This is a genomic window from Bacillus sp. FSL R9-9497 (genome assembly GCF_038005805.1).
Taxonomy (GTDB): Bacteria; Bacillota; Bacilli; order Bacillales; family Bacillaceae_G; genus Bacillus_A; species Bacillus_A cereus.
On the sequence record NZ_JBBOTY010000001.1, the window covers coordinates 1,089,463 to 1,109,673 of the forward strand.

Below are 20,211 nucleotides of genomic sequence, written 5' to 3' on the forward strand. Positions count from 1 at the left end.
GAATTACAACAATTTACAGAGAAACATAGGGTAGAGGAGTTGATATGATGAAAGGCAATCTTACTTATTATTTTATCGTAAATCCGCTAATAATCTTTCTTGTTTATGCCCTTTCACCTATATTGTTTGATAAAGAAGTATATACAAGTATGAAAGATGCATTTGGAATACTTACGTTCTATTATGTGTTAATGGGTGGATATTACTTTATTGATATTTTAAGTGAAAAGATAAAGAAAAAAAGTGATGGAGGATAAAAAATGACTGAAAGTGAAATGAAATTCCGTGATACGACCATTCATAACTTTTTCGATAAAGAGGATCGTTTAAAATCGATTCCAGGTCAAAAGAAGAAGAAACTAGTATTGTTAGAGCATTTAATTAGCAAGTTAGATGCTGGAAATCAATATACAGAAAAAGAAATTAATACATTTATAAAACAATATCATGATGATTTTTGTACAATTAGACGTGAATTTATTGTACATAGGTTTATGGATAGAGAGGATAATATGTACCGTATAAACGGGAGAGAAGTTTGGACGAAGTGGGAGGAGTTAAAATAATGAATCAGCGAGGAGATCCCCGCTGATTATAAGCCTGTGCTAGTCTTGCTGTTTCTTTGTAGTAAGTCTATGAACGCTTCAACATTCGAACTTGTAATGTATCCAAGCGTTATATATTCATCTTCATAGTAAAATATTATTTTTTTGTCAAAGATTCTTCTCTTCGTTTCTATGGATAGAATTTTTTCATAATCAAATTCGGCAATGAATGTGTTTTTATATTGGCTAAAAAAGAGAAGTCTTTGATTAGTAGCAAGTAACATGCCAGGATACGGGACTTTATGCGTAATCATATAGCCAGTAAGTGAACATTTTAAAGTAGATAAAATCTTTTCTTCTTTATGTAATAGTTGTTTTGCAGCTGTTAAGATTGGATTCATTGCATACATTCCTTTTATTTTGATGTATGAATATTGTATCAAGAGTAAAAATATTCTCAATATGCAATATTGCATATTGGACGTTTTATAGTTTTAATATTATTTTTTAAAAGAAAAAGTACGAGGTGATTCAATGATACGATTAGCAAAAGAGGCTGATGCAGAAGCAATAATGAACATTAGAAAAGAAATTATATTATCGGAAAATACTACAAAGTTTTTCATAGTATCTCCAAAGAAATTACCGAATGATATTGATGCAGAAAGAGAAAAGATACGGAAAAGTAATGAGAAAGGTAATCTTTATATTGTGTATGAAGTAGATTATAAGGTGGTAGGCTTTTTACTTTTCAACCGATATGAACTAGAACGGTTACAACACGCAGGCACAATGGGAATGGGGATTAAAGAGGCGTATTGTAATCAAGGCATCGGTACGAAATTAATTGAATTTCTTATTAGTTGGGCGAAAGGGCAGAAAGGTTTAGAGAAAATTTGCTTAGGTGTAGTTTCTGTTAATGATCGGGCAATTAAAGTGTACAAACGTATGGGTTTTGTAGAAGAAGGAAGACAACGAAAGCAAATAAAGTATGAAGATGGATCATATGGAGATGACGTATTGATGGGGTTTTATATTGAATAAAGGATATATGGTATTAAGAAAAGGAATGTACATAACGTAAATTTCTAAAAGCAGTATATTGCCCATGCATTAACAGACTTTTACCTATGTATAATATTAATATAGTAAAATCATAACAACCGATATTGCAGTTTCCAATAATATACTATATAATCAATTTAAGAAAACGTTTTCATGCAAAGGGGGAGAATTTCGTGTCGACTATAGAGGACGTGGCGAAATTAGCAGGGTTATCAAGGACAACGGTTTCTAGGGTGATTAATAATCATCCATATGTTTCAGATGAGAAGAAAAAAAGGGTTCAATTAGCAATGAAGCATTTAGGCTTCGTTCCTAATTCTGCGGCGAGAAGGCTTCGTAAACAAAAAACGGAAACAATTGCGGTGCTAGTTCCAAGGATTACAAATCCTTTCTTCAGTAGATTTATTGAAGCAATCGAGATTGCTGCTTCTGAACATAAATATAAACTGATTATTTGTCAAACAAGATATTTACCGGAAAAAGAGATGGAGTATTTACAATTATTATCTACGAAACAAGTAGATGGGATTATTCTATGTTCACTAGAAAATCCGTGGGAAGATGTAGAGCCATATTTACAGCACGGTCCAATCGTGTTGTGTAATGAATATATTGAGGAAGCAAATATTCCAACAGTGAAGTTTGATCATGCGCAAGGAGCATACATAGCTGCGAAGCATGTGTTAGATCAAGGATATCGTAATCTTATTTTTTGCCGTGGTAACGAAACCAAAGTCGTTAGCCAGCAGCGAAAAATGGGCTTTTTACGTGCAATAACTGAGAAGAGCCGCCAAGTAGAAGCGATTGACTTTCTTGAAAACGCTTTCTCTTGGGAAGATGGAAAACGAATATTCCATGAAGTATTAAAGGACAAAAAAAATCCTACCGCGATTTTGGCAGGAGGCGATGAGGTAGCAGCTGGAATTATCTCAGAGGCGAAACGCCATAACTGGAGCATTCCAGATGATCTTGCTGTTATCGGTTTTGATAATCAAATATTATCGCAGATTACAGAACCAGGTATTACGACAATTGAACAGCCAATTGATGAAATGGCCCGAAAAGTTGTCGACCTAATGATGGATAAAATCCATACGAAAAATTATCGAAAAAAAGAATTGTATGAGTTTGAACTGGAGCTCTTGGTGAAAGGTTCAACGATGAAGGATAAGATGTTATTAGCCTAGTAGACTATGTCTGCTAGGTTTTTTTATGTTCAAAAACTACTATTCTTCGTGAACGCAATCATCACATTTGTTATGGTATGCTTCGTGTTGCTCATCAATTTCTTTCCCGCAGTGCGCACAAGTTTTCGTCGGTAAATTTCTGAAAAACTCCATTGGTTGATCGATCATGTCAATCCCTCCATTTCCATTTCTTACTATCATTGTATTAGTACAAAAAATAAAAGTCAACAACTGTTTTATAACAAAATTGAAAATTAATGAAAAAGTTTAGGAAATGGATTATAGTTAACAATGTAGGATGTAAGTAAAAAACTTTCTCAAGTACGGAGAAAAACTGCATTCCTACTCGGTTTTAGAAAGGATGGATACATATGAAAATGACTGTTGTCGGCTTTTGGGGCGGCTTTCCAGAAGCGGGAGAAGCAACGTCGGGGTATTTGTTTGAACACGATGGTTTTCGTTTACTTGTAGACTGTGGTAGTGGTGTACTAGCACAGCTTCAAAAATATATAACACCATCTCATATAGATGCAGTTGTACTGTCACACTATCATCACGATCATGTTGCGGACATTGGGGTATTGCAATATGCGAGATTAATTACGAGTGCGACAACAAGGCAACTACCGGAATTACCAATATACGGTCATACGTTTGACGAGAATGGATTCCATTCTTTAACACATGAACCACATACGAAAGGAATCGCGTACAATCCAGAAGAAACACTTCAAGTTGGACCGTTCTCGATTTCGTTCTTAAAAACTGTTCATCCTGTTACATGCTTTGCGATGCGTATTACAGCTGGAGATGATGCTGTAGTATACAGCGCTGATTCAAGTTATATTCCTGAATTCATTCCATTCACGAAAGATGCTGATCTTTTCATTTGTGAGTGTAATATGTATGCACATCAAGAGGCTGCAAAAGCAGGGCATATGAATAGTACAGAAGTAGCAAGTATTGCAAAAGATGCAAATGTAAAAGAACTTTTATTAACGCACTTACCGCATACAGGCAACCCATCTGATTTAGTAACAGAAGCAAAACAAATTTTCAGTGGCCACATTACGCTAGCGCATAGTGGCTACGTATGGAACTCATGAGGTGATACGATGTTATTTATTGATAATAAAGGAATTACAGATCCTAGAATAAACTTAGCGATTGAAGAATATTGTGTGAAAAATTTAGATATTAACGAAACATATTTACTGTTCTACATTAACGAACCTTCGATTATCATTGGTAAAAACCAAAACACAGTAGAAGAAATTAATGCAGATTACGTAAAAGAAAAAGGTATTCATGTTGTTCGTCGTCTATCAGGCGGAGGCGCAGTATATCATGATTTAGGAAACTTAAACTTCAGTTTTATTACGAAAGATGATGGAGACAGTTTCAGCAACTTCAAAAAATTTACAGAACCTGTAACGAAAGCGCTTAGTAAATTAGGCGTAAATGCAGAACTAAGTGGTCGTAACGACATTTTAGCTGAAGGTAGAAAAATTTCAGGTAACGCACAGTTCGCAACGAAAGGTCGTATGTTCAGCCACGGTACGTTACTATTTGACTCTGAAATCGATCACGTCGTATCAGCGTTAAAAGTAAAAATGGATAAGATTCAATCAAAAGGAATTAAGTCAATCCGTAGCCGCGTTGCGAACATTACAGAGTTCCTAAACGAAGAAATGACGACAGAAGAGTTTAGACAACTTCTTCTAGAAACAATTTTCGAAGGAGAAACAGAAATCCCAACGTATGAATTAACAGAAGAGGATTGGAAAGCAATCCATAAACTTTCTGAAGAACGTTACCAAAATTGGGATTGGAACTACGGAAAATCACCGAAGTTCAACTTACAACATTCACACCGCTTCCCAGTTGGACAAGTTGACGTTCGTCTTGAAGTGAAAAAAGGAACAGTAACAGAATGTAAAATTTACGGCGACTTCTTCGGTTCACTAGATGTTCATGATATCGAAGAGCGTCTAACAGGCGTTCAGTTCGATAAAGATGCATTCACTGCAGCTTTAGAAGGCGTAGATATCGCACGCTACTTCGGTAACATTACAACAGAAGATTTCTTACATTTATTCTTCTAAAAATGAGGGAGGCTTCCATAACGGGCAGCCTCTTTCTTTTTTGCGTAGATTGTCAGGTTTTGTCGGTAAGTCGATATAACTGAAAAATCGCTGATATAAATTGAGTTGCGCTGATATATTTGGAAAATCGCCGATATAAACCGAGTTGCGCTGATATATTTGGAAAATCGCCGATATAAATCGAGCTGCGCTGATATAACTGAAAAATCGCTCATATAATTTCATTTACCACAAAACATAAAATCACAGGACATTTGCCCCTCGTAAAGGAATATATATATTCAAAAGGAGGCGGATCGAAATGAAAAGGGTAATGTACGTTGTATTATTACTCAGCTTAGTTATCGGAATGACAGCGTGTAGCAGTGGATCGCCCTCAAGTCGTACAATTTTGTCTATCGGAAAACCAGCGGAGGATAATGTCATATATTTTACGCATACAGATAACAAACGAAAGATACATGATATACAAGACATGTTTCAAAATAAGAAGTGGAAAAGAAATGAAACATTCAGCACTGTTAATAAAACACCAGATGTCGTCTTATCAATAGATGAAGACAATATAGGGTTACCGGCATTATATGTTACAGTTTATTTTCATGAAGATGGAGCGGATGCTCTTAACTTGCACGGAGAGCATACGACGTTAAATAAAGAGGAACTTAATAAACTTAGAGAAAAGATGAATGCATATTATCCTAAAATGATTTCTGGTCTAGTTTCATAAATTACTTGCGAACAAAATTCCCTTATCTTTCCAAAGTAAACTAAGAGAAGGTGATCTGTCTATATGCAGTTAATAGAATATCACTTGCTACTTTAATTTTCTTTTAATATAATTAATTTAGAATTTTTAAATATTCTAAATTTTATAAAGGTGGGGTTTTTGTGAATCTCGTTCAATCTTTGGCTGAAACGGCAAAAAAGAAGGGGGAAAAACCGGCTTATATATTTATGGATCAGTCGGTCTCATATGACCAATTAAACAAAATGGTCACAAGGTTTTCTAGCAATTTAGCAGAAATGGGCATTGGAAAAGGGGACAATGTCGCATTAGTTGTTGGGAACTCACCACATTTTTTGGTCGGTTTATACGGAACAATGAAAGCCGGAGCAACTGTTATTCCAGTTAATCCAATTTATACAGCAGACGAAATGCATTATATTTTACAAAATGGAGATGTAAAAACAATCATCGTACTCGACGTCCTTCTACCTGTTATACAATCTCTTACAACAAGACTTCCTTCATTAGAAAACATCATCATATGCGAAACCTCATCAGATTTTAACCATACAGAAACCGAAAAAATGAAAACGTTTACTAGTTTTGTGGGGACTGGAGATACAACTTACGAAGGTCCTGAACTAGATGAAGAAGATGTAGCGGTTATTCTATACACATCGGGCACAACTGGAAAACCGAAAGGCGCTATGTTAACACATAAAAATTTATATAGTAATGCGAACGATGTGGCGTCGTATTTACAATATACGGCTGATGACCGCGTTGTTGCGGCACTGCCTATGTTCCATGTATTCTGTTTAACAGTTGCGGTAAATGCACCGATTGTGAACGGGGCAACGATTTTAATGTTACCGAAATTTAGTCCGAAAGAAGTATTCCGTATTTGTCGCACGTACGAACCAACGATCTTTGCTGGCGTACCGACGATGTACAATTATTTATATTTATTTGAAGAAGCAAGCGCAGAAGATGTGAAGACGCTTCGCCTTTGTATTTCCGGTGGTGCATCGATGCCTGTTGCTCTTCTGCAAAACTTTGAAAAACGTTTTAACGTTATTGTTTCAGAAGGATACGGTTTATCAGAAGCATCACCAGTTACTTGTTTCAATCCGCTAGATCGTCCTCGGAAACCAGGATCAATTGGCACAAATATTTGGCATGTAGAAAATAAAATTGTAAATGAACTTGGGGAAGAAGTACCTGTCGGCGCAGTCGGTGAATTAATTGTTCGCGGACCTAACGTTATGAAAGGATACTATAATGCACCAGAAGATACAGCTGCGACATTGAAAGACGGCTGGCTATATACAGGTGACTTGGCGAAAATGGATGAAGAAGGTTACTTCTATATCGTGGATCGTAAAAAAGATATCGTCTTAGTTGGCGGTTATAACGTATACCCTCGTGAAGTAGAAGAAGTATTATATACGCACGAATCAGTAGCGGAAGTTGTCGTAATCGGTGTTCCTGATGAAAACTTAGGAGAAGCTGTGCGAGCGTACGTCGTTTTGAAGCAAGCAAACGTAACAGAAGAAGAACTAATGCATTACTGTACGTTACATTTAGCGAAATATAAAGTGCCGAAAAGCATTGAGTTTTTAATAGAATTACCGAAGAATACGACTGGTAAGTTGTTAAGAAGAGCATTGAGAGAGAAAGCGATGCAAGTGTAATGAAGAAAAGGTCTCCTAAAAGATATTTTAGGAGACCTTTTCTTTGTTTATCGTAATAACTTTTTCTCATATGAAATGTAGTCGGAAGTTTGTATATATAATAGCGGAGCGTGTTCAACTATTTGATACGAGTAGTAATGAAGATATTTCTCTTACTTTCTTAAACGCAGTTATTACAATCAGAAGGCCCATATTTACGCTATTCTAATGAGGCTCAATGTATTAGCTTCATTAGAATACTAGAACAAAAGTGAATGTAAAAGTTTAGTTGGATCATGTTTATATTCTGTCGGTAGTAAATAATAATAGATGTAATTATTGTAATCTTAAATTATATAACAGAAATAATTATCTGTAATGATGTTTTAAAAATTGTTATTAAATTGTCGTATTTTGTGCACAAATTCTTCAAAACTTTAAAACTGTATTTACTTTACTCTTTAGTTTATATAAATTGTGATATGTAACATTATATATGTTAAAAATATTTCAGTGAGGTGAGTTTATGGAAGGTAAGAAACAAAGGAAGTGGTATCAGTATTTAATACAACTTATCGTAGTTGCATTAATTGTTACTTCTATACCACTGAATGGGTTGGCAGAAACGGCACCACCGTTTACACCATCTCCAAATTCAGAACAAAGTCCAGAAGTGGAAAAGAAAGAGGAGCAGGAATTACCAGCTCCACATCCAGATCAATTAAAGAAGGATAAGGCTAAAGCACAGGCGAGTCCGACTGAGATTGTAGAAGAAAGAACGGAAACCGAAAAGGTTTTTGATAACAATGATGGTACTTTTACAAAGAGGGTATATACGGAACCGATTCATGCAGAGAAAGATAGAAAGCTAGAAGAGGTTTCACCAAAATTAGTAGAAGCACCAAATGAAAAAATTGTAACGGAAAATACAACATTAGAACCAGAGTTCGAGAAAGCGACACAAGATGGAAAGTACGTTCAATTTAAAGTAAAAGATCATACTATTCAGTATAAACTAATAAGTGCAAATGGTGAAAAAGGTGAAATGAAGCCATCACCAGTCACTGCAACACATGAAAATAATACAGTATGGTATAAAGGGGTCTTCCCAAATATTGATTTAAAGAGTACGACATTCAATGAAAATGTAAAAGAAGATTTTGTATTACGTGAGTATACAGGACACCACATTTTTACATTTGCATTAGAAACAGATTTAACACCTAGCTTACAGGAAGATGGTTCAATCGACTTCCAAGATGAGAAAAAAGAAAAAGTATTCACATTGCCGAAACCATATATGAATGATTCCAATGTGGACCAGCAATCAGGCGAGGCTGTAACGTCAGATGCAGTTCGCTACAATATTGAGAAGAAAGATGAAAAAACATATACATTAACTGTTACTGCAGATCCACAGTGGTTACAAGCACCAGAGCGAAAATATCCGGTATATGTAGACCCTTCGGTTCAGTTGAAGGATTTTGATAATGCATATGCTTCAAGTGCATATCCAACTGTCAATTATTCAGGAGGAAAGCTTTGGGATGCTGGTCAAAATGCTTATACGTTAAAAGTAGGATATTATGATGGGTCATCTGGGACAAACTTTGCATTTATTAGACCAGACGTTTCGAGTTTTAAAGGTGCAAATATTGAAAGTGCAACATTCAATGTACATACCATTTGGCATTATTATGCGAATCAACCAAATGGTGTTTGGTTAGATGAAGTAACGAGTGCCTGGAATGAAGGTAGTTTAAATTGGAATAATAAACCTGGTTCAAATAATATTGCACATGCTGATGTAACAAGAGGACAATTGGCGAAGTTTAATGTAACTAACACAGTAAAAGCATGGGTAGAAGGCGCGAGACAAAACAATGGCTTTAAGCTACATGCAAATGGTAATGGTCAAAACCATTGGAAGAAATTCATTGCAGCTGAAAATGGAACGAATGCACCATTCTTGGAAGTGAAATATTCCTACTCAAAACCGAATAAGCCAAGAGTACAAGCTTACTCAAATGGGAGTGGGAGTGGTTCAGGTCACTTCAATGTACAATGGGACGCAGTTCCAGGAGCAACAGGTTATAAAGTTGCCATTTTTAATGGATATGATTATGAATATATTCCTGTTGGGAATGTGACAAGCTGGACGACGAAAGATAAAAAAATATTTCCGACGCCAGAAGAAATTGCACAAGGGCGTTACTGGATACATGATGACGGAAAAGGTGCAGAAGCGCCTACTAACCCAGGACAAATATATAAAAATGCTTACGAGTCAGGAGGTCCGTACGGGGATTATAGCGGAAGAAGTAGCTACTGGATTCGTATTGTAGCAGAGTATCCGTTTGGGGATAGTCCACTTTCAGATGAAATAGTTCCATTTATTCCATTAGAACAAGTGAAAAAGCCAGATGGATCGGCCTACATTAATGCGACAGATAAAGAAACAGGATATGTCACATTAAAGTGGGATGCAGTTCCAGCGGCTGCAGGCTATAAAGTTTGGATTTATAACGGAAAAGATTACGAAGCGTTCGATGTAGGAAATAAAACAAATTGGACAACGCAAAATGAGAAAATTTGGCCAACGAAAGATGAAATTGCAAAAGGCCAATATTTACTTCATCATGATAAAAAAGGTGCAGAATTAGCAGTTGATCCATCACCTGTGTATAAAAATTCTGGCGGAATTTATGCTGGCTTTAAAAATTATTGGTTCCGTGTAACAGCGTATAGTAAAGCCGGACATGCTGAAAGTGAAATTTCGCATGAGTTTGTACCTAAATTTGCTCAAGACTTTGGGTTTATAGGGATGTTTGATTACTGGGCATCAGTTCCGGTACTAAATGGCACAGTGAATGCTACAAATGGTAACTTTATCATGAGTGAAAAAGATATTACGTTATCAGGGCGCGGACCGGATGTATCAGTAGAAAGAACGTATAATAGTCAAAGTAAAAAAGTAGGTTTATTTGGTACAGGGTGGTCTAGTGGATTAGAAGAAAGAATTTTGGCTGAAGGAAATGGAAACCTACTATTAATTTCTGCCGATGGCGCAAATATTACTTTTACTAGAACGGGAGATAATACGTATCAAGCTCCTACAGGTATATATTTAGAAATTAAACAAGTATCAGGCGGATATGAAATAAAAGATAAAGACCAAACGGTTACTTTCTATAAATCTGGAGATGCACAAGGGCGTATCGAGTATACAAAAGATAAATATGGAAATACGACGACATATGAGTATGATGGGGAATCACGTTTATCAAAAGTAAAGAATGCTTCTGGTAAAGAGTTAGTCGTACAATATGATGGAAATAATAAAAAAGCAGCAAGAGTAATCGGCCCAGATAGCAAAACGATTACATTTAAATATGATGGAGATTTACTCGTTTCTTCTACAACACCAGAAGGAAAAGTATATAAATACGGATATGATAATGGATTACTAACATCTATTTATGATCCGCAACATACAGATGCAAAACCATATAAAACATCGTATGCATACGAGAATAATAGATTAGTAAAAGTAACGGACCCATTAGGGAAAGCTACGACATTAGCATATAATACAGATGCGAAAGAAGTTACGTTAACGAATCCTAAAGGGCGTAAAACTGTTTATACGTATAACGATGCTGGAAACCCAGTCAAAACAGTTGAAGATTCTGGACGTCTAAATTTAACAACAACGTATGAATATAATGCAAATAACCTAGTAAAAACAACAACTCCTAAAAATCAAACAGAAACAGCGACCTATGATGGTAATGGGAATGTAACTTCTGTTACTGATGAAATGGGAACAGAAAAGTTTGAGTACAATAAAGACAACGGGCTTATAAAAGCGACAGATAATGAAAATCGTGAAACAACAGTTGCTTATAAAGCAGCAAATACAGAAGTATCTGAAACAGACCAAGCAGCAAATACATCATCTTTCATGCAGTATGATCAGTTTGGAAATCCAATTGCAACAACTAGAGAGCTGGGAACAGGAGAAAACCTGATTCAAAATCCAAGCTTTGAAATGAATAACACTGAGAGATGGAATGAAGAGAAGACTAATAGTCATGGATCATTGAAAAAAGATGCAACATTCGCGCCGGGTGGATTGGGTGGATCTTCATCTTTACAAATGATAGTAAAGGCGCAAAACGCTGGTTGGGGATACCATAGTGCAATTCAAGATGTGGTAGTAGAACCAAATACAACATACACATTAAGTGGGATGATGAAAACATCATTAACTCACGCCGGTGCATTTTTTAATGTTCAGTTATTAAAAGAAGATGGAACCCCTCTTGGAAGTGGGAATAACTGGTTTGATACACGTCATAATAGGATAGAGGGCGAGAAAGATTGGACGAATCGCCAAGTAACCTTTAAGACAACAGATCAAACAAAAAAAGTTAGAATATATCTACAAGTTGATTATAATCGAGCAGATTCAAGTGGTTCCGCATGGTTTGATAAGATTCAACTAGAAAAAGGTGAAGTTTCTTCTAGCTTTAACCCAATTGAAAATAGTAGTTTAGAAAATATGGCGGGAAATGGCTGTATGCCAGGTTGGATTAGAGGAGATGGAACAAGCTGTGATCCGAAAGATGTTTCTCAGCAAGAGAGCTTTACGGGACATTCATCTATTGTATTAGAGCGTAGCCAATATGGTGGTTCAGATGTAGGGTATGGCAAGCATATCACTATAAATCAGAAAAAAGCAGAACCAATTACGCTAACAGGAATGTCTAAATCAGTAAATGTAGAAAATACTGCACCAGATAAACTCTCTCGAGATTACTCTATTTGGGCAGATGTACATTATCAAGATGGTAGTGGGGAAAATTTCCAAGCGAAATTCCCAAGTGGGACAAATGATTGGAATCGTAGTGCGGTTGTAATCCCTGCCACTAAACCAATTAAACGTATGGAAGTTTATATGCTCTTTAGAAGAGAGAATAAAGGGAAAGTTTGGTTTGATGATATACGTCTATTAGAAGGAAACGCTCTTATTAAAAATGAGTACGACAACGATGGAAATGTTGTTGCCACGTATGATGAAGAAGGACAGAAAAACACCTTCACATATGATGCGTCAGGAAATAAAAAGAGCGAAACAGATGAAAAAGGAAATACAAAAATATATGATTACAATAAAGATAATCTATTAACGAAGGTTACTTTAAAAAATGGTACTTCTGTAAATTATCGTTATGATCATAATGGAAACACAACAGAGAAATCTGTCATGTTTGGTGGGAAAACACAAACACACAAATATGAATATGATGTAGATAATAAAAATACAGTGTATATCGATGCGTTAAACCGTCGTATTGAATATACGTACGATGAAAATGCAAACAAGATTAAAACAAAAATGCCAAATGGATCCATTTTAGAATCTGTTTATGATACAGCAGACCGTGTCATTGGTGAAAAGCGCAACGGAAAAGATTCATTTACATTTGAACGTGATCAAAATGGACAAGTTACGAAAGTGAAAGATCTTGTCAACGGCGTAGAACGCACGAAAACATACGATAAGGCTGACCGCGTCACAAGCGCAACAGATAGCCGAGGCGGAAAAATTGATTGGGCATACCACGATAAAGCAAACAGTAAGACAGAAAAACTAAAAGAACAAACAATTACGCAAGGTGGATACACAAATAAAGTATCGTATGACTACAACACGTTAGATCAAAACATTCGTGTGACAGACGGTTCTCAAACGTATCGATTTGACTATGATGATCAAGGAAATGTTCGTACGTATACAGCCGGAAATGGTTCAGGTTCTACCTTTAACTATGACCATGCGAACAAAATTAAAGATTTAGTAGTAGGTACATCAAACAGTATTCTTCTTTCTGAACGATATGAATATGACCAAGCGGGTAACCGTACGAAGATTAAGCATGAAGGTGCAGGCGGAAAAGTAACAGAAACAAACTTTGTATACGACCCGATTAACCAACTATTAAATGAAGCATTACCAAACGGAACAAGTAAATCATACACATATGACGGATTTGGAAACCGTACAAGTGTGAAAGTTGTAGAGAATGGAAAAGAAACAAAGTCTATAGCGGCAACATTCAATGAAGGAAATCAGCTTGTAAAATTCGGAAACGAATCGTTAACGTATGATGCGAATGGAAATCGTACATCGGATGGGAAGTATAAGTATACATGGAATGAAGACGATCAACTTGTATCGATTACAAAACAAGGGGCAACTACTCCATTCGCGACCTATAAGTATGATGAGGATAATCGTCGTATTGAAAAGAATGTAGAAGGAAAAGTGACACGTTATTTCTATGATGGAGATAGTATCAATCCATTATATGAGACAGACGGAAGTGGAAAAGTCCTTCGTCAATATGTATATTCAGTAGATGGTGTACGTTTGGCTATGAAATTGAATGGTCAAACGGTATACTATCATTACAACCCTCGTGGTGACGTAGTTGCGATGACGGACCAAAATAGAGAAGTTGTAGCCACGTATGAATACGATGCATGGGGGAATGTATTAAAGAGTGATACCAAAGGTATCGCGACTGACAATCCATTTGGATATGCGGGATATATGTATGATAAAGAGATTGGTATGTATTACTTGATCGCCCGTTACTATAATCCAGACCACGGTGCGTTCTTATCGGTAGACCCTGATCCAGGTGATGCAGATGATCCTGTGACACAGAATGGATATACGTATGTGAATAATAATCCAATGATGTTGATAGATCCAGAGGGAAATCGAGGGGTTAAGGCTCTTTTACAATTAATAAAGCAAGAACAAGAGCGTAGAAAAAAAGCAAAAGCAAAACCAAAACCAAAACCACAGTCAAAAGGCGGAGTCCATAAAAATTCGCATGCTACAAAAGCGCCTGCGGTAGGATATTCTTTAAGGGATAAAAAAACTCAGGCAGTATTAAAATATGGCGAGACAACACAAGGAACTAAAAGGTATACGCAAAAATTTTATAAGCAGCATAATGCTTATATGAAAATCGAAGCCAAGGGGACAAAAAAACAAATGCATCAATGGCAACATCAAAAGATTTTAGCGTATAAAAAGAAAAATAATGGGAAACGTCCCCCGCTAAATAAAAGCGATTATTGAAAAGGATGAGTGATTATGAGATTTTTTTTAAGTGGTGAATTAGAAGGAGACATTGCTGAGGAATTTATAAATATAATTTCAGAAATCAGTAGTGACCTTGAAAAATTAAATAGTAATAATTATGGTAGCGAAGTAGAAGAAATAGCTATAATCCCTATAGTAGTTAACATAACTCCGGAATATGAAGATGCGGGTTTCTTTAAAGAAAGAAAGCTTTTTAAAAAGAAGAGTAAAGTAGCAGACTTTCGATTAAGGATTGACTATGAAACATTTTCAACGGCAAATTATTCCGCGAGGAAAATATTGATACTAAAAAACATTATTCAATCTATTAGAATACTAGGGGAAAAGGCGAAGTCTGATTTTAATGCACTAAAGTTAGAAGAGGATATTTTACAAGTTTTTGATATCAAAGAAAGTTTTCTCGAATTATCAGAAGGATGACATTCATTAAAAGTAATTTTGACTTCCTTTTTAAAATGGATGTTTTTGTCTACTCCTCTGAGAAATCAAGTTTAAAATAAGTCGTGAATAGAAAAAATAAGGCTCTTACTTTGTGGATTTATGGACAAAGTAAGAGCCTTATTTCATTTAGATTTATCCACATAGTTCTCGTTATAACTGGTGGGAAAAAACTAGTAGTTGGAGTAAGAATGGCTGCCCCTCATATAGCTCGTTATGCAGCTAAAAAATTGGGTGAAAAAGGCGGACACTATGTATATAGGTAAAAGCTTTGAAAAGAAAGTATTAAAAGAACTTGGATTACAGAAAAATACTAAAAAGGTAAATAGCCGTATTCCTGATAGTTTGTCTAAAGGTAGAATTATCGAAATTAAAGATGTCCGAAGAATATTGAAGACTCAGCAGTTTAAAGACTATGCGAAGGCAGGAAAGCGTATTAATTTAATAATTTCTAAACACTCTAAAGTATCCAAACCATAAAAAAATTAATGGGAAATTCTAAGGGAACACTAAAAGTTAAACATGGGAAAAATAAGTATTATACGTACAATAAATAATAAATATACAAAAGAGGGTTATTATGGTAGAAATGAATATTTATACAACTGAAAATATTAGTTCAGAAATATATGCAAAGATATTTTTTCAGCTGATTCAAGAGATTGGGATAGAGTTTCAAAAGATTGCGCTATATGAACCAATTAATAAAGAATTCTCTATGGAGAAAGCCGTTGAAATGTGGACACATGCTGAACCAGGGTGCTATGATTTTGATTTAGATGAGATGATAGGTACTGCAGGTGGAATGCTGGGAAAAGGAAAAGGTATTTCCCTGATGGTAAATTGGTGGGAGAGTCCTAAAGAAAAACCCGTCAACTATTTAGTAATTGGTTTTTCAAACAAGGTCTTTTTGAAATATAAGGATAAAATTGTAGCGGTATTTAAAAAGTTGGTATCAGAATTTAAGGCTATATACGGATATATTAGTGATGAGGGAAGCATATATAGACAACATATAACAGGCTCAATAGAAAATAGAATACCTGGAATCTTTGAATATAATTATTTCGGGAAATTATTTGTTGATTTTATAGAGGAAGATAAGCTTCAATCCCTTTCGTGGTCTAATTCTTTTCTGCTAAAAAAGGGACTATTAATAGTTTTAGATAATAAGAAGGAAGAAGAGTTTTTATTATTAGAAAAACAAATGAAAGAGCAAATCGGATTGAACTTCTTTAATGGTAAATCAAGTGATTATCCAGATGTGCTGAAGGGATAGAAAAAGATTTAGAAAGAAGGGCTTATATAAGTTCTTCTTTCTTTGTATATATTAAGATATCTTAGTGATAGAAACGTATATGATATGTGGGCGGGGGCTACTGGTAAAAGCCCAATTGGTAAGGGCTAATTAAAGTTTCACTTTATATAGGTTTTGAGAGAGTAAGATATATTGTTTGTAGCGGAGATCTTGAAGGAAGGGAGCGTGTGATAATTGGCAATGACGGATGAACAATTCGAAAATTATCTTGTTATGTGTTATGACAAATTAGAAAGTAAACAGCAAAAATTCATTTCAGATTATAATATCTATAACTTTGATGAGTATTGGTATGATCAAGATCAATGTATATTACAGTTTTAAAAAAATGGTCAAGTATTACTTGAATTTAGTGTTGTTTTTATAGGTTCTTGGTCTGAAAAGAGTAACAGTTGGATGTGGTCTTGGGCTAATGAGAATGTGGCTGATTATGCAAGAAGTAAGTCTAACTGTTTGAAAGATTTACAAAAGATTACAGGAAGTGAGGTTTTTATAAATCCACTTTTTGAATGCGATCAAGAAATGGCGTATGAGCTAGCAGCCTTTTCCATTGAATATTTAGATGCAGAAGGAGTGTATATAGCACCAGGTGAGAGAAGTGATGTATTTATGGCTGTTATGTCACCGTGTGCGTTGTGAGTAGAGCATATTAAAAATATAGATAAGGTAGAATGAAAAAGGAGTACAGTTTAATAAATTAATAAAAGGTATCATAGGTCCTCGATGCATGGTGATAAATTTAAAGGAGTGAATTATATTGCTTGAAGTAAAGTTTTACGATTGGAAAAAAACGTCCTAAAAAACATTATTTGCTTGTACATGAAATTAGAATTTTTGAGCTAATTTTCTCAAAGAAAGTTAGCGAGTTTGAGATGGGATTAAGAGAGATTGAAAAAGTAACTGTCTTTTGTTTAGCTAACGAAAACACTGATATTTCATATGAAGTGAATAGAGCTTTGGGTGAAATTCGTATATATGTTCCATATGATTTTATGGACTTTTTAGCATTAAATTCAGTTGAAGAGAAATACAAAGAGTTTTGCAAATTAGTACGCCAATATGTTGTCCCTGGACTTGAAGAAAACTCTACTCTTTCATCATCTGTTGTGAAAGGGTATATAGAGGAATCTTTAGATGAAATTGTGAAGCAAAACTATGAAGGAATATTTTTAGTTGGGAAGACACCTAAGAAAAGCCCAAGCCGTAAGAGGATAGCGATATTAAAAGGAATTCATCGTGTTAAAGGTTTCCAACTACGATGTGAAGTGTATGATGAAAAGGGATTAAAGATTCGAGATCAACTATTGGTGGAAGAGGTAGGGAATGAAATGGTATATTCTAGATTCTTAGGGACATTAAAATGGGAAAGTGAAAATCTAATAGTAGTTCAATCTAAATCCAGTAGTTGGAAAGAAGAAATCTATCTTTAATAACAAGGTTGTATAGTAGAAAGAGGGTTGTAGAGCATAAATGAATTTTTTTCGAAAAAATAAATTAAGTGACATTCAGAAAAAGTACTATGAACATTTTGGAGAGCCTAGTCAGATTCTTGAATATACCTGGGGTGAAAGAGGAGCTAAAAGAGTAGCTAAAAGAGTAGAATTAGATAATACCGCTCTAAAAAAAGGAATGCTATACGTTTTAGAATTCCCGAAAAATGAAGATAGGCCAGTATGGACATATGTGACATTAGGGATGTCAGCTGAATATATGATCAATGGTGCTAAAGGAGAATTAATTTGGTTAAATGCAAATTAAAATGATGAAATAATTGATTTGCTTGCTGGATTAGCACATTATCCATTTATAGATGAAACCTCATTTGATTACGGGGATACAATTTCTAATGCGGATGCTGAATCTGATTTTTCAATGAATGTGCTTTTAGTAAGCCCGGCAGTTATTGAGGCAGGAGAGTCTCCAGAGCTAATGGAGTTTTTTGAAGAAAAGGAGCTTGATTTATTTTGGTTATTACCTATTCATCAAGCAGAAAAAGAGTATATGATGGAACAAGGAGATGGAGATATTAGTGCGCTCTTTGACCTTTGGCTGGAAAAAGAGATTGATACAGAAACTTTCTGTGATCCACATCGTTTATCTACGGTTTGATAAAAATGTTTTAAATAATAATTGTGAGTAAGCATCAAACTTATTAATATTAAGGAAGTTTGATGCTTATTTTTTATGTTTAGAATAAACGAGAGGTTTTTGATGTATATGAAAGATATTGTATGTAAAGAATTAATAAGTTTTAAGTCTATTGTTGAAGCCTATCAATTTAAAAAAATGAGTATAATGTTGAAATAGTACTATGGAAAGAAGGCTGAATGTATTAGAGTGTTTTGAAACAAATTGGATGAGTGGTTGGGTTTATTATTAGAAGAAGTGGTACGTGTTTTAGTGTGATAGAAAGAAAAAGAGAGTCTTCAAGGGATATGTATAAGAGAGTAAAGGAGAGGAAATATGTCTTTTTATAAAAAGGAAATAAAAGGGGATAAATTGATTATAAGTGACGAAAGCATTGATATTTTAATGGATGCTTTTCAAAATAAAGGTGAAGAGATGCCTAAAAATATATCATGGAATTTCATAGCGACGGTATTACTCGCGGGATCTTATTATGAATAAGTAAAAAAACGAAGAGTCTAAATAGTCCCTTCGTTTTTTTACTTATTTTTTCTCTACTAACTTTTTATTCTTCCAATCTAGTGTAAATGATTTATTAAATGTTTTTTGATCAACGTCTTTTACGTTGTTTCCAACCCAGTTTGCAGTTCCGAATGTGAAGCCTGGACGAAGTTGGTAGTCATCGGCGTGTTTTGTATAAGCGACTTGTAAGTTAGATTGATCTGTATTTTTTTCAGAGATAACAACAGCAATCATACCAGGAGAGAAACCGCTATTTGTTAATGCTGGAAGTTGATCCATCGGTATTAAATTACCTTTTGCATCAGATTCATATAGGTATGTGCGAGAGTACATGAACAGTTGGTTTCCATATAAAGAATGATAGGAGTCACGTGTGTAAATACCCCAGTTTTGATTGTTATATCCGTTAAAGAATACGTTCCACTTTACGTTTTTGTTCGTTTGGTCAATTAAATTTGTTTTATAACTAGTTTGTTTATAGCTTACAGAGTCAGACCAAGTGACTTGACCAGTTGCACCAGCTTCACCGCTAGGGCCATTAGGCGTTACAGAAGCTTTAACAGAGCCACCAAGTTGATAAGATACGCTAGATGTTACAGTCGTTTCTTCTACAGCATTTGTAGGTGCTACGTTAAAGAAACGAGCGCTGTTATCTTGAAGGTTAAATGCAACATCATATTGTGAAGGATAACGTAATGTTGCACTAGCGCCAGGGATTGGGTAGTTATCAATAGGTGCATCACTTATAGTAGGATTTGCTTTTAGAAAACTACCAGTTGTATTAATAACGGCAATCTGTTTATCAGCGCTTGGGTCATCGATAAAAGTTACCTTTAAAGACATTGTCATATTATCAGCTTGATCATTATTAAATGTATTATAGCTCGTATGTGTTTTTGCGTTTTGTCCGATATCTGTTACAACTTGCGATGTTGTTTGAGCATAAGCAGCAGGTGTTGAAAGAGTTACAGCGCTACTAGCAAAAACAGCGGATAATGCTAAACATTTTAAGTATGTTTTAGAACGTTTCATACAATCACTTCCTTTTATCTTTGTCGATATATGTCGTATTACATTTATATCGTAACATGAAAATAAAACGGAATGGATGGTTATGCATAATTGCATAGATGAGTTTTGAAGGATAAAGATAATAGAATTTCATCCAACACTTAAGACTCAAAAATGTCCATTACAGCCGTTCTTAAAAATTTTAAGACAATATGTTTATCAATGTTCTTATTCTGAAGATTGAAGCGCTTAATATTTACGTTATAAGTGCATAACAAGTTATAATAGAAGAAATCAATAAGGAGGC

The 20,211-nt window shown here is 35.0% G+C and carries 19 protein-coding genes and 2 pseudogenes; 17 read left to right on the plus strand and 4 right to left on the minus strand.

Annotation, left to right across the window (positions count from 1 at the left end):
- Positions 1-44: 44 nt before the first annotated feature.
- Together MKY21_RS05655 and MKY21_RS05660 are read left to right on the plus strand one after the other, a co-directional pair.
- Positions 45-257 (plus strand): hypothetical protein, encoded by a 213-nt coding sequence (locus MKY21_RS05655; protein WP_001986098.1) that lies wholly within the window; start codon positions 45-47, stop codon positions 255-257.
- Positions 258-260: 3 nt separating this feature from the next.
- Positions 261-566, plus strand: a complete 306-nt coding sequence (locus MKY21_RS05660) for a DUF2087 domain-containing protein (protein WP_000140283.1) — start codon at positions 261-263, stop codon at positions 564-566.
- A gap of 26 nt (positions 567-592) precedes the next feature.
- Here the strand turns inward: MKY21_RS05660 and MKY21_RS05665 are convergent, their stop codons facing one another.
- The gene (locus MKY21_RS05665; RefSeq protein WP_001068220.1) at positions 593-946 is read right to left on the minus strand and encodes a PH domain-containing protein; all 354 of its coding nucleotides are present in this window, start codon (positions 944-946) and stop codon (positions 593-595) included.
- Positions 947-1,079: 133 nt separating this feature from the next.
- Here MKY21_RS05665 and MKY21_RS05670 point away from each other — a divergent pair, with 133 nt between their 5' ends.
- Together MKY21_RS05670 and MKY21_RS05675 are read left to right on the plus strand one after the other, a co-directional pair.
- Positions 1,080-1,589 (plus strand): GNAT family N-acetyltransferase, encoded by a 510-nt coding sequence (locus MKY21_RS05670; protein WP_000620017.1) that lies wholly within the window; start codon positions 1,080-1,082, stop codon positions 1,587-1,589.
- A 194-nt stretch (positions 1,590-1,783) separates the two neighbouring features.
- Positions 1,784-2,797, plus strand: coding sequence for a LacI family DNA-binding transcriptional regulator (locus MKY21_RS05675; RefSeq protein WP_000103715.1), 1,014 nt, complete (start codon positions 1,784-1,786; stop codon positions 2,795-2,797).
- Between the two features lie 39 nt (positions 2,798-2,836).
- On the opposite strand, the gene yhfH is transcribed toward MKY21_RS05675, so the two are convergent.
- Entirely contained in the window at positions 2,837-2,965 is a 129-nt protein-coding gene (gene yhfH / locus MKY21_RS05680) for a protein YhfH (RefSeq protein WP_000567010.1), read from the minus strand.
- Between the two features lie 203 nt (positions 2,966-3,168).
- On the opposite strand from yhfH, the gene MKY21_RS05685 reads away from it, so the two are divergent.
- The 13 genes and pseudogenes from MKY21_RS05685 (at position 3,169) to MKY21_RS05745 (ending at position 18,872) form a co-directional block, all read left to right on the plus strand.
- A complete protein-coding gene (locus tag MKY21_RS05685) occupies positions 3,169-3,903 on the plus strand; it encodes an MBL fold metallo-hydrolase (RefSeq protein ID WP_000784690.1) in 735 nt (244 codons plus the stop codon).
- A gap of 9 nt (positions 3,904-3,912) precedes the next feature.
- Entirely contained in the window at positions 3,913-4,902 is a 990-nt protein-coding gene (locus MKY21_RS05690; RefSeq protein ID WP_000897275.1) for a lipoate--protein ligase, read from the plus strand.
- Positions 4,903-5,203: 301 nt separating this feature from the next.
- On the plus strand, positions 5,204-5,632 hold the full coding sequence (locus MKY21_RS05695) for a hypothetical protein (protein ID WP_025966989.1): 429 nt from the start codon (positions 5,204-5,206) through the stop codon (positions 5,630-5,632).
- Positions 5,633-5,793: 161 nt separating this feature from the next.
- Entirely contained in the window at positions 5,794-7,326 is a 1,533-nt protein-coding gene (locus MKY21_RS05700) for a fatty acid--CoA ligase family protein (RefSeq protein WP_001055200.1), read from the plus strand.
- A 505-nt stretch (positions 7,327-7,831) separates the two neighbouring features.
- The gene (locus MKY21_RS05705) at positions 7,832-14,464 is read left to right on the plus strand and encodes a DNRLRE domain-containing protein (RefSeq protein ID WP_341075700.1); all 6,633 of its coding nucleotides are present in this window, start codon (positions 7,832-7,834) and stop codon (positions 14,462-14,464) included.
- Positions 14,465-14,479: 15 nt separating this feature from the next.
- Positions 14,480-14,908, plus strand: coding sequence for an Imm44 family immunity protein (locus MKY21_RS05710; RefSeq protein ID WP_001210419.1), 429 nt, complete (start codon positions 14,480-14,482; stop codon positions 14,906-14,908).
- A 270-nt stretch (positions 14,909-15,178) separates the two neighbouring features.
- Complete coding sequence (locus MKY21_RS05715; protein ID WP_000275415.1) at positions 15,179-15,406, plus strand: putative toxin; 228 nt, start codon at positions 15,179-15,181, stop codon at positions 15,404-15,406.
- Positions 15,407-15,515: 109 nt separating this feature from the next.
- Positions 15,516-16,205 (plus strand): hypothetical protein, encoded by a 690-nt coding sequence (locus MKY21_RS05720; protein WP_241675118.1) that lies wholly within the window; start codon positions 15,516-15,518, stop codon positions 16,203-16,205.
- A gap of 213 nt (positions 16,206-16,418) precedes the next feature.
- Positions 16,419-16,883 (plus strand): annotated as a pseudogene (locus MKY21_RS05725) (DUF6882 domain-containing protein).
- 233 nt (positions 16,884-17,116) lie between these two features.
- On the plus strand, positions 17,117-17,674 hold the full coding sequence (locus tag MKY21_RS05730; RefSeq protein ID WP_009327234.1) for a hypothetical protein: 558 nt from the start codon (positions 17,117-17,119) through the stop codon (positions 17,672-17,674).
- 40 nt (positions 17,675-17,714) lie between these two features.
- Positions 17,715-18,002 (plus strand): suppressor of fused domain protein, encoded by a 288-nt coding sequence (locus MKY21_RS05735; RefSeq protein ID WP_001008991.1) that lies wholly within the window; start codon positions 17,715-17,717, stop codon positions 18,000-18,002.
- A gap of 18 nt (positions 18,003-18,020) precedes the next feature.
- On the plus strand, positions 18,021-18,353 hold the full coding sequence (locus tag MKY21_RS05740) for a suppressor of fused domain protein (RefSeq protein WP_000879446.1): 333 nt from the start codon (positions 18,021-18,023) through the stop codon (positions 18,351-18,353).
- A 354-nt stretch (positions 18,354-18,707) separates the two neighbouring features.
- A complete protein-coding gene (locus MKY21_RS05745) occupies positions 18,708-18,872 on the plus strand; it encodes a hypothetical protein (RefSeq protein ID WP_000011711.1) in 165 nt (54 codons plus the stop codon).
- A 42-nt stretch (positions 18,873-18,914) separates the two neighbouring features.
- Here the strand turns inward: MKY21_RS05745 and cytK2 are convergent, their stop codons facing one another.
- Positions 18,915-19,925, minus strand: a complete 1,011-nt coding sequence (cytK2, locus tag MKY21_RS05750; RefSeq protein ID WP_000830628.1) for a beta-channel forming cytolysin CytK2 — start codon at positions 19,923-19,925, stop codon at positions 18,915-18,917.
- A gap of 143 nt (positions 19,926-20,068) precedes the next feature.
- Positions 20,069-20,182: pseudogene (locus MKY21_RS05755) on the minus strand (TetR family transcriptional regulator); the annotation flags it as partial.
- Between the last annotated feature and the right edge of the window lie 29 nt (positions 20,183-20,211).

Bases quoted from the DNA above. Each gene is read 5' to 3' on its own strand.
- MKY21_RS05685 (WP_000784690.1), top strand. From the start codon at position 3,169: ATGAAAATGACTGTTGTCGGCTTTTGGGGCGGCTTTCCAGAAGCGGGA.
- MKY21_RS05735 (WP_001008991.1), top strand. From the start codon at position 17,715: ATGAATTTTTTTCGAAAAAATAAATTAAGTGACATTCAGAAAAAGTAC.
- MKY21_RS05670 (WP_000620017.1), top strand. From the start codon at position 1,080: ATGATACGATTAGCAAAAGAGGCTGATGCAGAAGCAATAATGAACATT.
- MKY21_RS05695 (WP_025966989.1), top strand. From the start codon at position 5,204: ATGAAAAGGGTAATGTACGTTGTATTATTACTCAGCTTAGTTATCGGA.
- MKY21_RS05660 (WP_000140283.1), top strand. From the start codon at position 261: ATGACTGAAAGTGAAATGAAATTCCGTGATACGACCATTCATAACTTT.
- cytK2 (WP_000830628.1), bottom strand. From the start codon at position 19,925: ATGAAACGTTCTAAAACATACTTAAAATGTTTAGCATTATCCGCTGTT.
- MKY21_RS05745 (WP_000011711.1), top strand. From the start codon at position 18,708: ATGTCTTTTTATAAAAAGGAAATAAAAGGGGATAAATTGATTATAAGT.
- MKY21_RS05705 (WP_341075700.1), top strand. From the start codon at position 7,832: ATGGAAGGTAAGAAACAAAGGAAGTGGTATCAGTATTTAATACAACTT.
- yhfH (WP_000567010.1), bottom strand. From the start codon at position 2,965: ATGATCGATCAACCAATGGAGTTTTTCAGAAATTTACCGACGAAAACT.
- MKY21_RS05665 (WP_001068220.1), bottom strand. From the start codon at position 946: ATGAATCCAATCTTAACAGCTGCAAAACAACTATTACATAAAGAAGAA.
- MKY21_RS05710 (WP_001210419.1), top strand. From the start codon at position 14,480: ATGAGATTTTTTTTAAGTGGTGAATTAGAAGGAGACATTGCTGAGGAA.
- MKY21_RS05655 (WP_001986098.1), top strand. From the start codon at position 45: ATGATGAAAGGCAATCTTACTTATTATTTTATCGTAAATCCGCTAATA.
- MKY21_RS05720 (WP_241675118.1), top strand. From the start codon at position 15,516: ATGAATATTTATACAACTGAAAATATTAGTTCAGAAATATATGCAAAG.
- MKY21_RS05715 (WP_000275415.1), top strand. From the start codon at position 15,179: ATGTATATAGGTAAAAGCTTTGAAAAGAAAGTATTAAAAGAACTTGGA.
- MKY21_RS05690 (WP_000897275.1), top strand. From the start codon at position 3,913: ATGTTATTTATTGATAATAAAGGAATTACAGATCCTAGAATAAACTTA.
- MKY21_RS05730 (WP_009327234.1), top strand. From the start codon at position 17,117: ATGGGATTAAGAGAGATTGAAAAAGTAACTGTCTTTTGTTTAGCTAAC.